A 15963-nucleotide genomic window follows, 5' to 3' on the forward strand; every position below is an offset into this window, starting at 1 on the left:
ACCCATGTCATCGAACACAGCCGCTCCCGGCGACAACGAACTAGCGGTCAGCGATCTGGGCCCCTTGGCTTGGGTGTTGGACGAGCTGCGCAAGTCTTTGGATGGCGCGACCAAGGCGATGCGCCGGTTTGTACGCGACGCCGAGTTGGCTCGGGGTTCCGATTTGACGGAACTGGATGCCAGCCACTTGCGCATTGCACGTCAGCAACTGCACCAAGCGGTGGGTGCTTTGGAGATGGTGGGGCTGGTTGCTCCCGCCAAAATTCTTCGCTCCATGGAGTCGTTGGCGCAAAAATTTGTGCAGCGTCCGGAGTTGTGCAGCGATGACGCCGCGAATTGCATGGAACGGGCGAGTTTTGCCCTGACCGAGTACCTGGACGGCGTTCTCAGGGGCAAAACGGCGTCGTCGGTTGCCTTGTTCCCACAGTACAGGGCTTTGCAGGAGCTGGCGGGTGCCGATCGCATCCACCCAGCGGATCTGTGGCCACCGGAGTGGCGTTGGTTGCCAGTGCCGGTGCCAGCCTCTGTGCAGCCGTTAGCGTATGGTGCAGATGTGCGTCGGGAGATGGACCAAGGTGTGTTGCGCTTGGTCAAATACGCGGACGTCAAGTCGGCCCGTCGCTTGCAGGACCTCAGCGTGGGTTTGGCAGCAGGCTGTGCGGACTTGGAGTCCCGCACGTTCTGGATGGTCTGTGCTGCGTATTTCGAAAGCACCGCATTGGGTTTGCTGGCAGGGGACATCTACAGCAAGCGCGCCGCCTCGCGCATCCTGCAGCAGTACGTCAGTCTTGCCAAGGGCGACACTGCGATTTCTGATCGGCTTGCGCAAGATTTGGTTTTTTTCTGCTCGCTGGCTGTGCCATCGCCGAGTGTCGCTGCACCAGTTTTGCATGCCGTGAAGACCGCCTATGGGCTGGCCCGCAGCAAACCTGTGGACTACGAAACTGAGCAATTTGGCCGTTTTGACCCCGCGCTTCTGGTCCTTGCCCGCAAGCGTATTGCGGCGGCCGCGGAGACGTGGTCTGCTTTGGCCGGTGGTGATACCAACCGGCTCAAAGTGGCGGGGGAGCAGTTTGCCGCTGTGGCTGAGACGGTCACAAAAATGCATGCCGAAAGCGGTGAATTGGGCAAGGCCTTGGTGCGCGCCATTGAACTCACCATTCGGACGGGTGCCGCACCTGCACCGGCGGTAGCGATGGAGGTGGCAACCTCCGTTTTGTATTTGGAAGCCGCTTACGAAGATTTGGACCCGACCGACAGCCAGATGGCAGAACGCAGTGCACGTTTGGCACAGCGCTTGGCCCATGTGACCTCGGGTGGTGAGCCTGAGCCACTGGAATCGTGGATGGAAGAACTCTACCGTCGCGTGAGTGATCGCCAGACCATGGGCAGCGTAGTGGACGAGTTGCGTACGACCTTGGGCGAGGTGGAAAAGTCGCTGGACCAATTCTTCCGCAACCCGCAAGACAAGGCTCCTCTGCGCGAGGTGCCGAGCCAGTTGGCCCAGATGCGCGGTGTATTTTCAGTGCTCGGGCTGGACCAGCCCTCTATCGCTGCATTGCGCATGCGCTCCAGCGTAGAGCAGTTTCTCGTCGATGACATTGACGAGGCCAGTGCACGCACCGGCATTTTTGAAAAGGTTGGCAACAGCCTGGGGGCGATGGGCTTCTTGATCGATATGCTGAGTTACCAGCGTTCGCTTGCGAAGACCTTGTTTGTGTACGACGAGGATTTGGGTGAGTTCCGTCCCTTGATGGGGCGGGAGCGGGCCGAGGTGCAAGCGCAGGCAGAGGCACCTGCGATCGCAGACGATGCGATGCAGGACGACTTGGCTGCTTTGCAAATGGCCGTGGCTCCGCAGCCCGTATCGGTACCTGCACCGGTACCCAGTGCTGCCCCTGTGTTGGCGCCTACAGTGGATCCGGATGCCGACGACGACACGGAATTGCGCGATATCTTTTTGGAAGAAGCGCGTGATGTTGTTCAGAATGGCCTGTCTGCGCTGCAGGCCTTGCGCGCAGAGCCAACCAATCTGGCAGACCAGACAACTTTGCGCCGAGCGTTTCATACGCTCAAAGGCAGTTCCCGCATGGTGGGGCTCAACGATTTTGGCGAGGCGGCTTGGTCTTTCGAGCAATTGCTCAACACCTCTCTGGCGGAACAGCGTCCCGCCAGTGATGCGTTGATGTCCGTGTCGGAGCAGGCCATGCGGGCCTTTGAGCGCTGGGTGGAGGACATTGCTGCGCACGCCGATACGCCCTGGAATACGCAGGACTTCCGCAAGACAGCGGACGCACTTCGCCTGGATGGACAGTACCTGCCCTTGCAGGTGCCTGGTGAGGCCTTGGTCGCGGCATCTCTGGCTTTGCCAGAGATGGAAGAACCTCCCGCTGTTGCGGTCATGGAGGACGCCCCTGTTGTGGCGGAAGTGCCCCACGCCGCGGTTGATTTTGCCTCCACGCAGATGTTCGATGATTTGGATTTGGAGGTTGCCGCCGCGCCTGCGCCGGTGGATTTCGCATCCACCCAAATGTTCAACTTTGAGAGCACGCAGGCCCTTGACGCTGTAGGTCCTGCGGCCGAGGTACCCCGTGCCACGGAAGTCGACGAAGTTGACTTGGGCGATTTTGATTTTGGGGATCTGGGTACGCAAGCTCCGCAAGAAGAAGCCCCGGACACCGTGATTGCCGATAGCCAGGAAACGCCACCAGAACTCGAACCCGCCGCTGTGCCCCGTGTGGACGTCGCTGCACCGTCAGCGCTGATGGAGATGGTGGCCATGTCCGGGGTCGAGGCGGCCAATGACGCGCCTGCCTTGATGGCTGAGACACCTTTGCTGGACCCGGATGAGGGTATGAAGGTCATAGGTCCTTTGCGTTTGAGCATCCCGCTGTACAACGTCTACCTCAACGAAGCCGATGAATGGTCGCGGCGTTTGCAGACCGAACTCAGTGAATGGGCCATGGAGTTGCCCAAGACCTTGCCAGATTCGGTGATCGCGTTGGCGCACTCCCTGTTGGGTAGCTCTGCCACGGTCGGCTTTGCCGCGCTGTCAGATATGGCCCGTGCGCTCGAACAGGCTTTGCAGCATGTGCAATTGCACCGCCAGGGTACCCCCGACCAAGCCGCGGTGTTCAACGATGCTGCAGAAGATATCCGCCGCCTGTTGCATCAATTTGCTGCGGGCTTCCTCAAAGAGGCTGATGCACGCGTGTTGGCCGAATTGCAAACGATCACCGAGACAGAGTTCCCCGCGCCTTCGATGGATCCGGCACCACTGGACGGGATCGATGCCCCCATCTCCGAGTTTGAGGACAGCCTGCCCACGGCGCCTGTGCTGGAAGCCGAGCCGGAGCTTGCTGCAGCAGCGATGGCGGTTGCAGCACCCCTGACGATTGCGGATGCCCAAGACGATGACATTGATGCAGAGGACCATCTGGACGATGACCTTTTGCCGATTTTTGAAGAAGAAGCGGCAGAGCTGATGCCCCAACTGGGTACCGCCTTGCGCCAGTGGGTCGCCCAGCCGGAGCACTTGGGAGCCCGCAACGAAATCCTGCGCCTGCTGCACACCCTCAAAGGCAGTGCCCGATTGGCGGGTGCGATGCGTCTGGGCGAAATGGCCCACCGCATGGAGTCATCCATCGAGCAGATTGGCACCGAAGCCCTGCAAGCCGTGCAGCTGGAACCTTTGCTGACCCGTTTTGACTCGCTGCAAGCCGTGTTTGCGTCGCTGGGCCAATCCCCCGCAGATCACGACGAAGTAGTGATACCTGCCGAAGTGGCACCTGTTGCTACGTCTGACGCCCGCGCGGCGGCGGCTGTGACACCCTTGAGTGCCCGCCCGGTGGTGCATGCACCCCAGGTTGTGATGCCGCGCAGCAGTGGCAATCAGTCGGTGCGCGTGCGATCGCAATTACTGGACCGTTTGGTGAATCAGGCTGGCGAAGTCATGATCACCCGCTCGCGCATGGATGCGCGCCTGAACCAATTGCGCTCTTCCTTGGGCGAGCTGGGTGGCAACTTGGATCGACTGCGCCAGCAGCTCCGAGACGTGGAGCTACAGGCGGAGTCGCAAATGCAGTCGCGCTTGGCGCAAACCAAAGACTCCGCGCAGGCGTTTGACCCCTTGGAGTTTGACCGCTTTACCCGTGTGCAGGAATTGACCCGCATGATGGCCGAGTCGGTGAACGATGTGGCCACGGTGCAGCGCAATTTGCAGCGCTCGGTGGAAGGTACGGAAGACGATTTGATCGCTCAGGGCCGCCAGGCGCGTGAGCTGCAGCGTGACTTGCTGCGCACCCGCATGGTTGAGTTTGAAGGCATTTCAGACCGGCTGTATGGTGTGGTACGGCAAGCTGCCAAGGACTCTGGCAAGCAGGTGAAGTTGGACATTACCGGTGGCTCCATCGAGATGGACCGTGGCGTGCTGGACCGCATGGCGCCCGCGTTTGAACACCTGCTGCGCAATGCCGTGGCCCACGGTATCGAAGCGGCTGACGCGCGCGTTTCCGCTGGCAAACCGGCTGCGGGCAACATCGTCATCCATGTGTTGCAGGAAAGCAATGACGTTTCGGTGTCTTTTAGTGATGACGGTGGCGGCTTGCATTTGGACCGTATTCGCGCCAAGGCGATTGCCAATGGTGTGATTGGCGCCGACGCGGAACTTAGCGACAGCGATGCCGCCAACCTGATCTTCATGCCCGGATTTTCGACGGCGGAACAGATTACCGAATTGGCCGGTCGCGGTATCGGAATGGATGTGGTGCGCTCCGAAGTGAATGCTCTGGGTGGCCGCATAGAAACCCAAACCGAACCCGATAAAGGGACCACCTTCAAGCTGGTGTTGCCCCTGACTACTGCGGTCACACAAGTGGTGATTTTGCGTATGGGCGAGTTCACCATCGGGGTGCCTGCCAACATCATGGAGACGGTGCTGCGTGTACCTGCTGCGCAACTGGAGCAAGCGTATGCGGACCAGTCGTTTGACATGGCAGGCCAGGCACTGCCGTTCTTCTGGGCCGGTGCCTTGTTGCAGGTGTCGGCGCGCAGCCACGAACCCCTGAGCAAGACCCTGCCGGTGGCCGTGTTCCGAAGCGCAGGGCAACGCCTGGCTTTGCATGTGGACGAAGTGCTGGGCAACCGCGAAGTCGTGGTGAAAAACCTGGGCCCCCAGTTGGCACGTTTGCCCGGTTTAGCTGGCATGTCGGTGTTGGCCTCTGGTGCGGTGGTTCTGATTTACAACCCGGTGGCCCTGGCTGCCGTGTATGGTGATCTGGCCCGCGCGCTGGGCGCTTCTGGCGACAACGCGGGCTTGCTCGCGGATACGACAGCCTTGGCTCCCAAGGTGGTCGAACCAGCCAGCCAACTACCACTCGTGTTGGTGGTGGACGATTCGATCACGGTACGTCGCGTGACCCAACGCTTGCTCAAACGCGAGGGCTATCGTGTGGCTCTGGCCAACGACGGCCTGCAAGCGCTGGAGCGTTTGCAGGAAGAGGTCCCCGCGGTCATTCTGTCCGACATTGAAATGCCGCGTATGGATGGTTTCGACTTGGCGCGCAACATCCGTGCAGACGAGCGCACCCGTGCCGTGCCCATCATCATGATTACCTCACGCATTGCGGAGAAGCATCGCGAGCATGCACGTGAGTTGGGTGTGGACCACTATCTGGGTAAGCCCTACTCCGAGGATGAGCTGCTGGGCTTGGTGCGCAGCTACTGCGCCGACCCGGTGGAAGCTTAACCCGGCTTTTTTACCACGCCGTAGCGCAGCAGGGTGCGCGCACGGGCCTTGGCATGGTCCACCACGGGCAGAGGGTAGTCTTTGCCCAAGGTGAGGTTGGCCGCTGTCAGTTCCAGAGGCTTGGCGAGCCAAGGGGCATGCAGCGCCTTGGGGCTTAGCTTGGCGAGCTGTGGCAGGTAGCGCTGGATGAATTTGCCCTGAGCATCAAACTTTTCGCTCTGTGCAATTGGGTTAAAAATCCGAAAGTAGGGTTGTGCATCACAGCCGCTGGAGCTGACCCACTGCCACCCGCCATTGTTGGCTGACAAGTCAAAGTCATTGAGCGTTTGGGCAAAGTAACGTTCGCCCCAACGCCAATCCAGCCCCAAGTGTTTGACCAAAAAGCTGCCGGTCACCATGCGCAGGCGGTTGTGCATATAACCGGTCTGGTTGAGTTGGGCCATCGCAGCGTCCACCAAAGGGTAGCCAGTCTGGCCGGTGCGCCAGGCCGCAAACAATGCCTCCGCGTGTGCGCCTTCTTCCCAAGCAATCCGGTCGTACTCGGGTTTGAACGCTGACGTGGCCACATGCGGAAAGTTGGCCAGAATTTGGGCGTAGAAATCGCGCCACACCAGTTCTCCGAGCCAGGTGGATGCACCTTCGTCCCCCCGCAGGTGGCGAGGGTAGGCCAAGCGCACCAGCTGCCGCGTCGACACCGTGCCAAACCGCAAATGCACGCCCAGGTAACTCGGTCCTTTGACGGCCGGGAAGTTGCGGGTCTGGTCGTAGCGGTCCATGCGCGTTGCAAAATCGGTCAGCAGGCTTTGGGCTCCAGACTCGCCGGTCGGAATGCGCAGCGCTTGCAGGTTGCTGCGCGCAAAGCCTATGTCTGCCAAGCTGGGAACCGGTGTTTGGTAGGCCTCGGGGCGTGGCGCCAGGCGGTGGGGCGATGAGAGTGAAACCTCCGGTGCCGGATGGAGTGCCAGGCGTGCCAGCCAGGCCCGCAGATAAGGCGTAAACACAGCATAGGGTTTGCCCATTTGGGTGAGCACTTCGCGTGTTTCAAAAACGACATGGTCTTTGTGAAGTTTCAGCGTTTTGCCCACCTTCACCAGTGCCTGGGCGACCGCCTCATCCCGGGCGATCGCCTGTGGTTCGTAGTCCCGGCCCGCAAAAACCGCCTGCACACCCAATGCCTGCGCCAGTTTTGGTATTTCTTCTTCTGCCCGCCCATGCAAAACAATCAGCCCCGCTTGTGCTTGGGCACTCATGGCCCGCAACTGGGCATCCACTTCGACCAGCGATTCGCGGATGAACTCTACCCGTCGGTCTTGGCGGGCCAGAGACGCCAAAATATCCGTGTCAAAGACAAAAACGCAGTACACCCGCTCGCATTGCTGCAGAGCGGTGTTCAGCGCCGTATTGTCGTGTGTGCGCAGATCCCGGCGAAACCAGGCCAGGCCAGATGCGTAGTGTGCGTGCATGCCACCCGTTAAAATCAATGTATGTCCGGCGATTCTGCACCCATCAATCTCACCAACCATTTTTTGATTGCAATGCCCGGATTGGAGGATGCCCTTTTCTCCAAAAGTGTGGTGTATGTCTGTGAGCACAACAGCAAAGGCGCTCTGGGTCTGGTGATCAACAAACCGGCAGACATGGACCTCAAAGCCCTGTTTGACAAGATTGATCTGCCGATGGAGCGTAGCGATTTGCAAGCCCACCGCGTGTTCCAGGGGGGACCGGTGCAAACCGAACGCGGTTTTGTCTTGCATGAGGGGAGCACCATCACGGAGGCGGAAGACAACAAGTCCTCCCTCTACGCCTCCACCATGACCATTCCCGGCGGACTGGAAATGACCACTTCCAAGGATGTTCTCGAAGCCATCGCCAGTGGGTCGGGGCCGCGTCGGGTGCTGGTGTCACTGGGGTACTCGGCCTGGGCCGGTGGACAGCTGGAGACTGAACTCGGCGAAAACAGCTGGATCACGGTGGATGCCGACCAGACCATTATTTTTGATACACCCGTGGACCAACGCTATGACAAGGCGCTTTCCTTGCTTGGCCTGCAGGCCTGGATGATTTCCACCCAAGCGGGGCACGCATGAGCGTATCGGCGGCGCCTGTGCCAGCCCAGCTGACAACGTTTATTGCTTTTGATTTTGGGCTGAAGCGCACGGGTGTTGCGGTGGGCAACCGACTGCTGAAGACCGCGCAGCCGCAGGGCTCCATCCATGCCGAGGGCAAGGCTCGGTTTGACGGCGTAGCCGCCAAACTCAAGGAGTGGCAACCGGATGCCATTGTGATTGGGGTGCCCTACCATCCCGATGGCGCACCGCATGAGAACACCACGCGCGCCCAAAAATTTGGTCGCCAACTCAGCGGCCGCTTCGGTCTGCCGGTGTTTGAAGTGGACGAACGCTACAGCACCACCGAAGCCATCAGCTCGGGTGCCAAAGATGCTGATGCGGCCTCGGCCTGCATCATCCTGGAACAGTTTTTGAGGAGTTTGACGTGAGTATCCTGGCTTTAGATGCAGAGGCGTTGTACCGCGAGTTGCTGCGTGGCGTGCAGCAGTTGTGCAATGCCGACACCCGCCTGGTAGGCATTACCTCGGGTGGCGCCTGGTTGGCCGAGCGCCTGCAGGCCGACCTGAAGCTGCCGGGCAAGGCTGGCACCATTTCTTCGGCCATGCACCGCGATGATTTTGCCCAGCGCGGCCTGTCGTCGGGGGGGCAGACGCAGCTGCCGTTTGATGTGAATGGTGCACAGATCTTGCTGCTGGACGATGTTCTTTACACCGGCCGCACCTTGCGCGCGGTCATCAACGAACTGTTTGACTTTGGCCGCCCCGCGTCGGTGCAACTGGCGGTGCTGGTGGACCGTGGTGGCCGACAGCTGCCCATCCAGCCCGACTTTGCCGCGGCGCGTGTGAGCCTGGCACCCACACAGTCGCTCGCGCTGGCGCGCAGTGACACGGGCGGGTTTTCTTTCGATGTACAGGAAGCCTGACATGCTCTACAAACGCAACCCCCAACTCAACAAACACGGTGAACTGGTGCACCTGCTGTCGGTCGAAGGCCTGCCCAAGAGTATCCTGACCCACATCCTGGACACCGCTTCCAATTTCGTGTCGGTCAACGACCGCGAAGTGAAGAAGGTGCCGCTCTTGCGTGGCAAGAGCGTGTTCAACCTGTTCTTTGAGAACAGTACCCGTACCCGCACCACCTTCGAGATTGCCGCCACACGCCTCAGCGCCGACGTCATCAACCTCGACATCGCGCGCTCCAGTGCCAGCAAGGGGGAGTCCCTGCTCGACACCATCGCCAACCTCTCCGCCATGGCCGCCGACATGTTTGTGGTGCGCCACAGCGAATCGGGCGCGCCTTACCTGATCGCGCAGCACGTGGCACCCCATGTGCACGTGATCAATGCGGGCGATGGCCGCCACGCCCACCCCACGCAGGGCTTGCTGGACATGTACACCATCCGGCACTACAAGAAAGACTTTTCCAACCTCACGGTGGCCATCGTGGGGGATGTGCTGCACTCGCGGGTGGCGCGATCTGATATCCACGCCCTCACCACACTGGGTGCCGCCGAGGTGCGCGTGGTGGGCCCCAAGACGCTGGTGCCGTCCGACCTGTCTGCCATGGGGGTTCGCGTCTGCCACACGCTGGAGGAGGGCATCAAGGACTGCGACGTGGTCATCATGCTGCGCCTGCAGAACGAGCGCATGAGCGGCGCCCTGCTGCCATCTACGCAAGAGTATTTCAAGAGCTTTGGCCTCACGCCCGAGAAGCTGCAACTGGCCAAACCGGATGCCATCGTCATGCACCCCGGCCCCATCAACCGCGGCGTGGAGATTGACTCTGCGGTGGTGGACGGGCCACAAAGCGTGATCCTGCCGCAGGTGACCTTTGGGATTGCCGTGCGCATGGCGGTGATGAGCATTGTGGCTGGCAATGACGCCGATCCGCGCTGAGAGAGGAATGAAAATGAACCTGTTGATTCAAGGCGGACGCGTCCTGGACCCTGCCAGCGGCATCGACCGCATCGCCGACCTGGCCATTGCCGATGGCCGCATTCTTGCCATGGGCGATGCCCCCGCCGGTTTTGCTGCGGACCAGACCATTCCAGCCCACGGGCTGGTGGTGGCCCCGGGTCTGGTGGACCTGTGTGCCCGCTTGCGTGAATCGGGTCAGCCCAAGCCTGGTCAATTGAGCAGCGAACGTGCTGCCGCCGCGGCAGGGGGGGTGACCACACTGGTGTGCCCGCCCGACACAGCGCCTGTGCTCGATGAAGCGGGGCTGGTGGACATGCTGCATTACCGCACCCAGATTCAGGGTGGCCCGCGCGTGCTCCCGCTGGGCGCGCTCACGCGTGCGCTGGCTGGCGAAGTGCTGTCACCCCTGCAACAACTGGCCGAAGCTGGCTGCGTAGGCTTTGGCCAGGCCGAAGTGCCATTGGTCAACACCCAGGTCACCCAGCGTGCGCTGCAGTACGCCAGCAGTTTCGGCTACAGCGTGTGGCTGCGCCCACAGGAATACCACTTGGGCAAGGGCGTGGCGGCCAGCGGGCCACTGGCTACGCGCATGGGCCTCTCCGGCGTGCCCGTGGCGGCGGAGACCATTGCCCTGCACACCATCTTCGAGCTGGTGCGCTCCACCCGGGCACGGGTGCACCTGTGCCGCATCAGCAGTGCGGCTGGTGTGGAGCTGGTGCGCCAGGCCAAGGCCGAGGGCCTGCCCATCACCTGCGATGTGAGCATCAACTCGCTGAACCTGAGCGATGTCGACATGGGCTACTTTGACAGCCGCATGCGCCTGAACCCACCACTGCGCCAGCAGCGCGACCGAGATGCCCTGCGTGCTGGTCTGGTTGACGGCACTGTCGATGCACTGGTCTCCGACCACACGCCGGTGGATGACGACGCCAAGACCCTTCCATTTGCCGAGGCAGAACCCGGGGCCACAGGCCTGGAGCTGCTGCTGAGTTTGTCGCTCAAATGGGCCCAAGAAAGTCGGCTGGGCCTGGACCAGGCGCTGGCCGTGGTCAGCAGTCGGCCCGCGCAGGTGCTGGGCCAGGCGCCAGGCGCCTTGGCAGACAGCTTGGGTCGGCTGGTGGTGGGGGGCGTGGCCGATGTGTGTGTGTTCGACCCGCAGGCTATGTGGGTGGTGCAGCCGGCAGGTCTGCGCAGCCAGGGCCGCCACACCCCATTCAGCGGTTACGAGCTGCCGGGCCGCGTGCGTGCCACGGTCGTGGCCGGGCGTGTCGCTTTCACGGCCTGAACCCATGGCCCGCCTTCAGGCTTGCTGGCGTTTGTGGCGCGTGCTGATCCATGTGCTGGTGGGCGCCTGGCGCATCCGCTGGGTGTTTCCCCGTTTGCAGCAGCCTGAGCGTGATGCACAAGTTCAGGGCTGGGCCCGCGAAATGCTTGCGCGACTAGCTATCAAATTGATAGTGAATGGCCAGCCTCCGGCCGTCGGTCCGGTGTTGCTGGTGGCCAACCACATCTCCTGGCTGGACATTGTGGTCATGCACGCAGCACGCCACTGCCGTTTTATCTCCAAGGCCTCGGTGCAGCACTGGCCCATCGTCGGCACGCTGGCTAATGGTGCGGGCACGCTGTACATCGAGCGCGAGTCGCGCCGAGACGCCATGCGCGTGGTGCACCACATGGCTGAGCGCCTGGGTGCGGGCGATGTGTTGGCGGTGTTCCCCGAGGGCACCACGGGGGATGGCACCACGGTGCGGCCTTTCCACGCCAACATGCTGCAAGCCGCCATTGCGGCCCAGGCACCTGTGCAGCCTGTGGGCCTGCATTTTTGCGACAGCCCCACCGGGCAACACAGCTTCGCCCCTTGCTACATCGGTGACGACAGCTTGCTCGATTCCCTCTGGCGCACGCTCAAGACGGATGGCCTGCAGGCCGTGGTGAGCTTTGGCGATGTGCAGTTGCCAGAAGGGCGCGACCGCCGCACCTGGGCGGCAGACCTGCACCAAGCCGTGGTGGACTTGCGTGCCGAGCTCAGGCCGCCAGTCGGCTGAACGTCACCACATGGTCCACCTGCGGGCGAATGCCAATCCATTCGCCCAGCTTGTGGTCGTGGTGGCTGGGCACATGGGCCATCACCGTGAGCCCGCTGCGTAAGCGCAAGGTGTACAAAAACTCGGACCCCCGGAACGACTTGCGCACAATCTCTGCCTTCACCGGGGCATCGTCGTCGTGCACGATGTCATCGGCCCGCAGCAGCACATCACATTCGCCCTGCGGGTAGGCGCTGGGTAGCGGGCACTCGCTCACGTCTTGCAGTTGCCCCAGCGGCGTGTGCACCACCGGCGCGCCTTGTTCCATGGCAATGGTGGCGGGGGCGAACACCCCGTGGCCAATGAAGTCGGCCACAAACCGGGTGGCTGGGCGGTGGTAGAGCGTGTAGGCGTCATCCCACTGGTGCAGCGTGCCTTCATGCATCACGCCAATCATGTCGCCAATCGCAAAGGCCTCCATCTGGTCGTGGGTGACAAACAGCGCCGTGGCACCCGCCGTCTTGAGGATGCCCCGCACCTCGTGCGCCAGGCGCTCGCGCAGGTCCACGTCCAGGTTGGAAAACGGCTCGTCCAGCAGCAGCAACTGGGGGCGCGGCGCCAATGCGCGGGCCAGCGCCACACGCTGCTGTTGCCCGCCTGACAACTCGTGCGGGTAACGCTGTTCCTGCCCCGACAGGCCCACCCATTCCAGCACTTCCGCCACACGGGCGGTGCGCTCGGCCGCTGGCAACTGGTGGATGCCAAAGCCCACGTTGCGGGCCACATCCAGGTGGGGAAACAGCGCGTAGTCCTGGAACACCATGCCAATGCGGCGCTCCTGCGCCGGCATGTTGCTCTGGGCCGAACTGACCAGTGCGCCCCCCAGGCGGATGTGTCCGCCACTGGCGGGCTCCAGCCCTGCCACCGCACGCAGCAGGGTGGTTTTGCCGCAACCGGAGGGGCCGATCAGTACGCCAATGTCTCCCGTGCGCAGGCCCAATGACGCGTTTTGTACCGCCGCCTGGGCCCGGCCTGGGTAATGCACCTGCAGGTGAGAGACTTCTAAAAACATGCAAGCATTGTAGATGCTTACAATTCTCATTTAGTGCCCATCCACCTGCCTGTAATCCCCACCTCGCTTATGTCTTTCTCGCGCCTCACGCGCCTCCCCTTGGTCGTGTTTTTTGTGGCGCTGTTGCTGCCCGTGGTGGCCGTGTTTGGCGCCTGGCTGCCTTGGGGCGAGTCGGGTACGCAGTCGCTGCAAATCGTGCAGGAAATGGCGCACACCGTGCTGCCCGAATACGCCTGGACCACCGTGCAGCTGTGCCTGATGGTGGGGCTGGGTGTGGTGCTGGTGGGCTTGGGCACGGCGGCAGCCGTCACGCTGTTCGATTTTCCGGGGCGGCGCGTGTTTGAGTGGGCGCTGTTGCTGCCGCTGGCCATGCCGGCCTATGTGGTGGCCTACGCCTACACCGACTTTCTGCAGTTCAGCGGCCCGCTGCAAACCAGCGTACGTGCCTGGCTGCAGGTGGAGGGGCGGGTGTTCCCCGAGGTACGCAGCGTTGCGGGCGCCGCGTGGGTGTTCACCTTTGTGCTCTATCCCTATGTGTACCTGCTGGCGCGCACGGCCTTGTCGGAGCGGGCCAGCCACTTGATGGAAGCGGCCCGCCTTATGGGCGCCGGCCTGGGGCGGCGCATGGCGGTGGTGGCACTGCCGCTGGCGCGCCCCGCAGTGGCTGCCGGTGTGGCGCTGGCGCTGATGGAGGTGCTGGCGGACTTTGGCGTCTCCAGCTACTTTGGCATCCAGACCTTTACCGCTGGCATCTACAAGGCATGGCTCGCCATGGACAACCGCATTGCCGCGGCCCAGTTGGCCACGCTGCTGCTGGCGCTGGTGGCTTTGCTGCTGTGGCTGGAGCAACGTGCCCAGGCGCGCATGCGCTTTGCCTCGGGGAAGGGCGGGCGCGCCAACGCTAGCGACGCACAGCCGGTGCCACTGGCGGGGCACCGCGCCGCGTGGGCCTGGCTGGTGTGTGCACTGCCCATCCTCATGGGTTTTGTGTTGCCCGTGGTCTTTATGCTGCGCCCGCTGTGGGTGGAGCAAAACGAACTCCCTTGGGGCCGCTTTGGCGAATGGGCACTAAACAGCGTGCGTCTGGCCGGCATCACCAGTGTGCTGGCGGTGGGCATTGCGTTGGCGTTGGCCTATAGCGCGCGGCGCAGCAGCCACTGGGGGCCGCGTGTGGCAGCCCAACTGGCGGGCTTGGGCTACGCCATTCCCGGTGCGGTGGTGGTGGTGGGCCTGCTGCTGCCGGTGGGTTGGGTGCAGGCCTGGCAGCCCGAGTGGCAGGTGGGCTACTTTGTCACCGCCACCGCGCTGGGCATTGTGTGGGCCTACCTGGTGCGTTTTTGTGCGGTGGCACTGCAGTCCCTGCAGAGTGGTTACGCGCGCATTCCCGCCAGCATGGACGATGCCGCCCGCATGCTGGGCACCAGCGATGTCGGCACCCTAGTGCGCGTGCACTGGCCGCTGCTGCGCCGCTCCACCGCAGCCGCGGCGCTGCTGGTGTTTGTGGATGTGATGAAAGAGCTGCCCGCCACATTGGTGCTGCGCCCCTTCAACAGCGACACGCTGGCCGTGGTGGCCTACCAGCTGGCCCGCGACGAGCGCCTGGGCGAAGCCGCCGTGCCCAGCCTGGCGCTGGTGCTGGTGGGGCTGATTCCGGTGGTGATGCTGAGCAGGACCTTGCGCAGCAAGGTTTGAGAGTCAAATAGGGCTGTAGCCCGCGTGGATACTGCGCGAGCAGCTACTATATTGATAGTGATTTGAAGAGGCTGGTGCCCCCGACAGGAATCGAACCTGTATCTGTCCCTTAGGAGGGGACCGTTCTATCCATTGAACTACGGAGACCAGCGAGCGGGGATTGTAAGGGCGCGCTTCTGATCGGTTGGGGACAGAGCTGAAGGTCTGTCCCGCAAGGGCCTTACTTGGTCAGATGCCGCATGGCCTCTTCCAGGCCCTTGAGGGTGAGCGGGTACATCTTGTGGCCCACGATCTCCTGGATCACGCTGATGCTCTGGCGGTACTGCCACACGCCCTGGGGCTCGGGGTTGACCCAGGCGAACTTGGGGAAGGCGTGCAACAGGCGCTGCAGCCATTCGGCGCCGGCCTCTGCGTTGTTGTATTCCACGCTGCCGCCGGGCTGCAAGATCTCGTAGGGGCTCATGGTCGCGTCGCCCACAAAGATCAGCTTGTAGTCCTTGTTGTACTTGCGGATGATGTCCCAGGTTTCGAACTTCTCGGCAAAGCGGCGGCGGTTGTTCTTCCACATGTAGTCGTACACGCAGTTGTGGAAGTAGTAAAACTCCAGGTGCTTGAACTCGGCCTTGGCCGCGCTGAACAGCTCTTCCACGCGTGCAATGTGCTCGTCCATGGTGCCGCCCACGTCCATCAGCAACAGCACCTTGACGTTGTTGTGGCGTTCGGGCCGCATCCTGATGTCCAGGAAGCCCGCGTTGGCCGCTGTCTTGGCGATGGTGGCGTCCAGGTCCAGCTCGTCCTCATGCCCCTCGCGCGCAAATTTGCGCAGGCGGCGCAGCGCCACCTTGATGTTGCGCGTGCCCAGCTCCTGGGTGTCGTCGTAGTCCTTGTAGGCACGCTGGTCCCAGACCTTCACGGCGCTTTTGTTGCGCCCCTTGTCCTGCCCGATGCGAATGCCCTGCGGGTTTTGGCCATAGGCGCCGAACGGTGAGGTGCCACCCGTGCCTATCCATTTGTTGCCACCCTCGTGGCGTTCCTTCTGCTCTTCCAGACGTTTTTTGAGCGTCTCCATGAGCTCGTCCCAGCCCATTTTCTGCAGCTTGGCCTGCTCTTCGGGCGTGAGGAATTTCTCCAGGTTCTTGCGCAGCCAGTCGGCGGGGATTTCCTTGGTGAAGTCCGCCACCATCTCCATGCCTTTGAAGTAGGCGGCAAAGGCGCGGTCGAACTTGTCGTAGTGCTTCTCGTCCTTCACCAGTGTGGTGCGGCTCAGGTAGTAGAAGTCGTCCATCGTGTAACCCGTGGGTTCAGACGCATCCTCGGGCTGCGGCGTCTTGGGCCCCACCACGCCTTTTTGCAAGGCCTCCAGCAGGGTCAGGTATTCCTTGACCGAGACCGGCAGCTTGGCGGAGCGCAGGGTGTAGAAGAAGTCCAGCAGCATGGTGTGTTC

General features: G+C 62.3%; 11 protein-coding genes and 1 tRNA gene. 8 read left to right on the forward strand and 4 right to left on the reverse strand.

From position 1 onward, the window contains the following. Positions 1-4: 4 nt before the first annotated feature. Positions 5-5746 carry an Hpt domain-containing protein gene (locus AC3WS7_RS08020; protein ID WP_492655974.1) on the forward strand — a complete coding sequence of 1914 codons (5742 nt, stop codon included), beginning with the start codon at positions 5-7 and terminating at the stop codon, positions 5744-5746. On the opposite strand, the gene AC3WS7_RS08025 is transcribed toward AC3WS7_RS08020, so the two are convergent. Then, positions 5743-7209 (reverse strand): cryptochrome/photolyase family protein, encoded by a 1467-nt coding sequence (locus tag AC3WS7_RS08025; protein WP_492655975.1) that lies wholly within the window; start codon positions 7207-7209, stop codon positions 5743-5745. The genes AC3WS7_RS08020 and AC3WS7_RS08025 overlap by 4 nt on opposite strands. A gap of 21 nt (positions 7210-7230) precedes the next feature. Between AC3WS7_RS08025 and AC3WS7_RS08030 the strand changes: the two genes are divergently transcribed. From AC3WS7_RS08030 to AC3WS7_RS08055, 6 genes are read left to right on the forward strand one after another with little or no spacing between them, the layout of a single operon-like run. Next, on the forward strand, positions 7231-7833 hold the full coding sequence (locus AC3WS7_RS08030; protein ID WP_296467170.1) for a YqgE/AlgH family protein: 603 nt from the start codon (positions 7231-7233) through the stop codon (positions 7831-7833). Beyond that, positions 7830-8243, forward strand: a complete 414-nt coding sequence (ruvX, locus tag AC3WS7_RS08035) for a Holliday junction resolvase RuvX (RefSeq protein ID WP_296467167.1) — start codon at positions 7830-7832, stop codon at positions 8241-8243. The genes AC3WS7_RS08030 and ruvX overlap by 4 nt, the downstream gene beginning before the upstream one ends. Beyond that, positions 8240-8737 (forward strand): bifunctional pyr operon transcriptional regulator/uracil phosphoribosyltransferase PyrR, encoded by a 498-nt coding sequence (gene pyrR / locus AC3WS7_RS08040; protein ID WP_296467164.1) that lies wholly within the window; start codon positions 8240-8242, stop codon positions 8735-8737. Before ruvX ends, pyrR begins: the two co-directional genes overlap by 4 nt. 1 nt (position 8738) lies before the next feature. Beyond that, on the forward strand, positions 8739-9710 hold the full coding sequence (locus tag AC3WS7_RS08045) for an aspartate carbamoyltransferase catalytic subunit (RefSeq protein ID WP_296467162.1): 972 nt from the start codon (positions 8739-8741) through the stop codon (positions 9708-9710). 13 nt (positions 9711-9723) lie between these two features. Further along, entirely contained in the window at positions 9724-11016 is a 1293-nt protein-coding gene (locus AC3WS7_RS08050) for a dihydroorotase (RefSeq protein ID WP_492655976.1), read from the forward strand. 4 nt (positions 11017-11020) lie between these two features. Continuing rightward, positions 11021-11776: a lysophospholipid acyltransferase family protein gene (locus AC3WS7_RS08055; RefSeq protein ID WP_296467157.1), complete on the forward strand. Its 756-nt coding sequence runs from the start codon at positions 11021-11023 to the stop codon at positions 11774-11776. Here AC3WS7_RS08055 and AC3WS7_RS08060 read toward each other — a convergent pair. Next, positions 11757-12827: an ABC transporter ATP-binding protein gene (locus AC3WS7_RS08060; RefSeq protein ID WP_296467154.1), complete on the reverse strand. Its 1071-nt coding sequence runs from the start codon at positions 12825-12827 to the stop codon at positions 11757-11759. The two genes, AC3WS7_RS08055 and AC3WS7_RS08060, sit on opposite strands and share 20 nt — an antisense overlap. 69 nt (positions 12828-12896) lie before the next feature. Here AC3WS7_RS08060 and AC3WS7_RS08065 point away from each other — a divergent pair, with 69 nt between their 5' ends. Further along, positions 12897-14519, forward strand: coding sequence for an ABC transporter permease (locus tag AC3WS7_RS08065; RefSeq protein WP_296467152.1), 1623 nt, complete (start codon positions 12897-12899; stop codon positions 14517-14519). A 72-nt stretch (positions 14520-14591) separates the two neighbouring features. Here AC3WS7_RS08065 and AC3WS7_RS08070 read toward each other — a convergent pair. After that, a tRNA-Arg gene (locus AC3WS7_RS08070) sits at positions 14592-14666 on the reverse strand. A 73-nt stretch (positions 14667-14739) separates the two neighbouring features. Further along, positions 14740-15954 (reverse strand): vWA domain-containing protein, encoded by a 1215-nt coding sequence (locus tag AC3WS7_RS08075; protein ID WP_492655977.1) that lies wholly within the window; start codon positions 15952-15954, stop codon positions 14740-14742. Between the last annotated feature and the right edge of the window lie 9 nt (positions 15955-15963).

It is taken from the genome of Rhodoferax sp. EU05-FHT12H12 (genome assembly GCF_058791215.1).

Coding starts and splice junctions, on each gene's coding strand:
- AC3WS7_RS08020 (WP_492655974.1), top strand. CDS start 5: ATGTCATCGAACACAGCCGCTCCCGGCGACAACGAACTAGCGGTCAGC.
- AC3WS7_RS08025 (WP_492655975.1), bottom strand. CDS start 7,209: ATGCACGCACACTACGCATCTGGCCTGGCCTGGTTTCGCCGGGATCTG.
- AC3WS7_RS08030 (WP_296467170.1), top strand. CDS start 7,231: ATGTCCGGCGATTCTGCACCCATCAATCTCACCAACCATTTTTTGATT.
- ruvX (WP_296467167.1), top strand. CDS start 7,830: ATGAGCGTATCGGCGGCGCCTGTGCCAGCCCAGCTGACAACGTTTATT.
- AC3WS7_RS08045 (WP_296467162.1), top strand. CDS start 8,739: ATGCTCTACAAACGCAACCCCCAACTCAACAAACACGGTGAACTGGTG.
- AC3WS7_RS08050 (WP_492655976.1), top strand. CDS start 9,724: ATGAACCTGTTGATTCAAGGCGGACGCGTCCTGGACCCTGCCAGCGGC.
- AC3WS7_RS08055 (WP_296467157.1), top strand. CDS start 11,021: ATGGCCCGCCTTCAGGCTTGCTGGCGTTTGTGGCGCGTGCTGATCCAT.
- AC3WS7_RS08060 (WP_296467154.1), bottom strand. CDS start 12,827: ATGTTTTTAGAAGTCTCTCACCTGCAGGTGCATTACCCAGGCCGGGCC.
- AC3WS7_RS08065 (WP_296467152.1), top strand. CDS start 12,897: ATGTCTTTCTCGCGCCTCACGCGCCTCCCCTTGGTCGTGTTTTTTGTG.
- AC3WS7_RS08075 (WP_492655977.1), bottom strand. CDS start 15,954: ATGCTGCTGGACTTCTTCTACACCCTGCGCTCCGCCAAGCTGCCGGTC.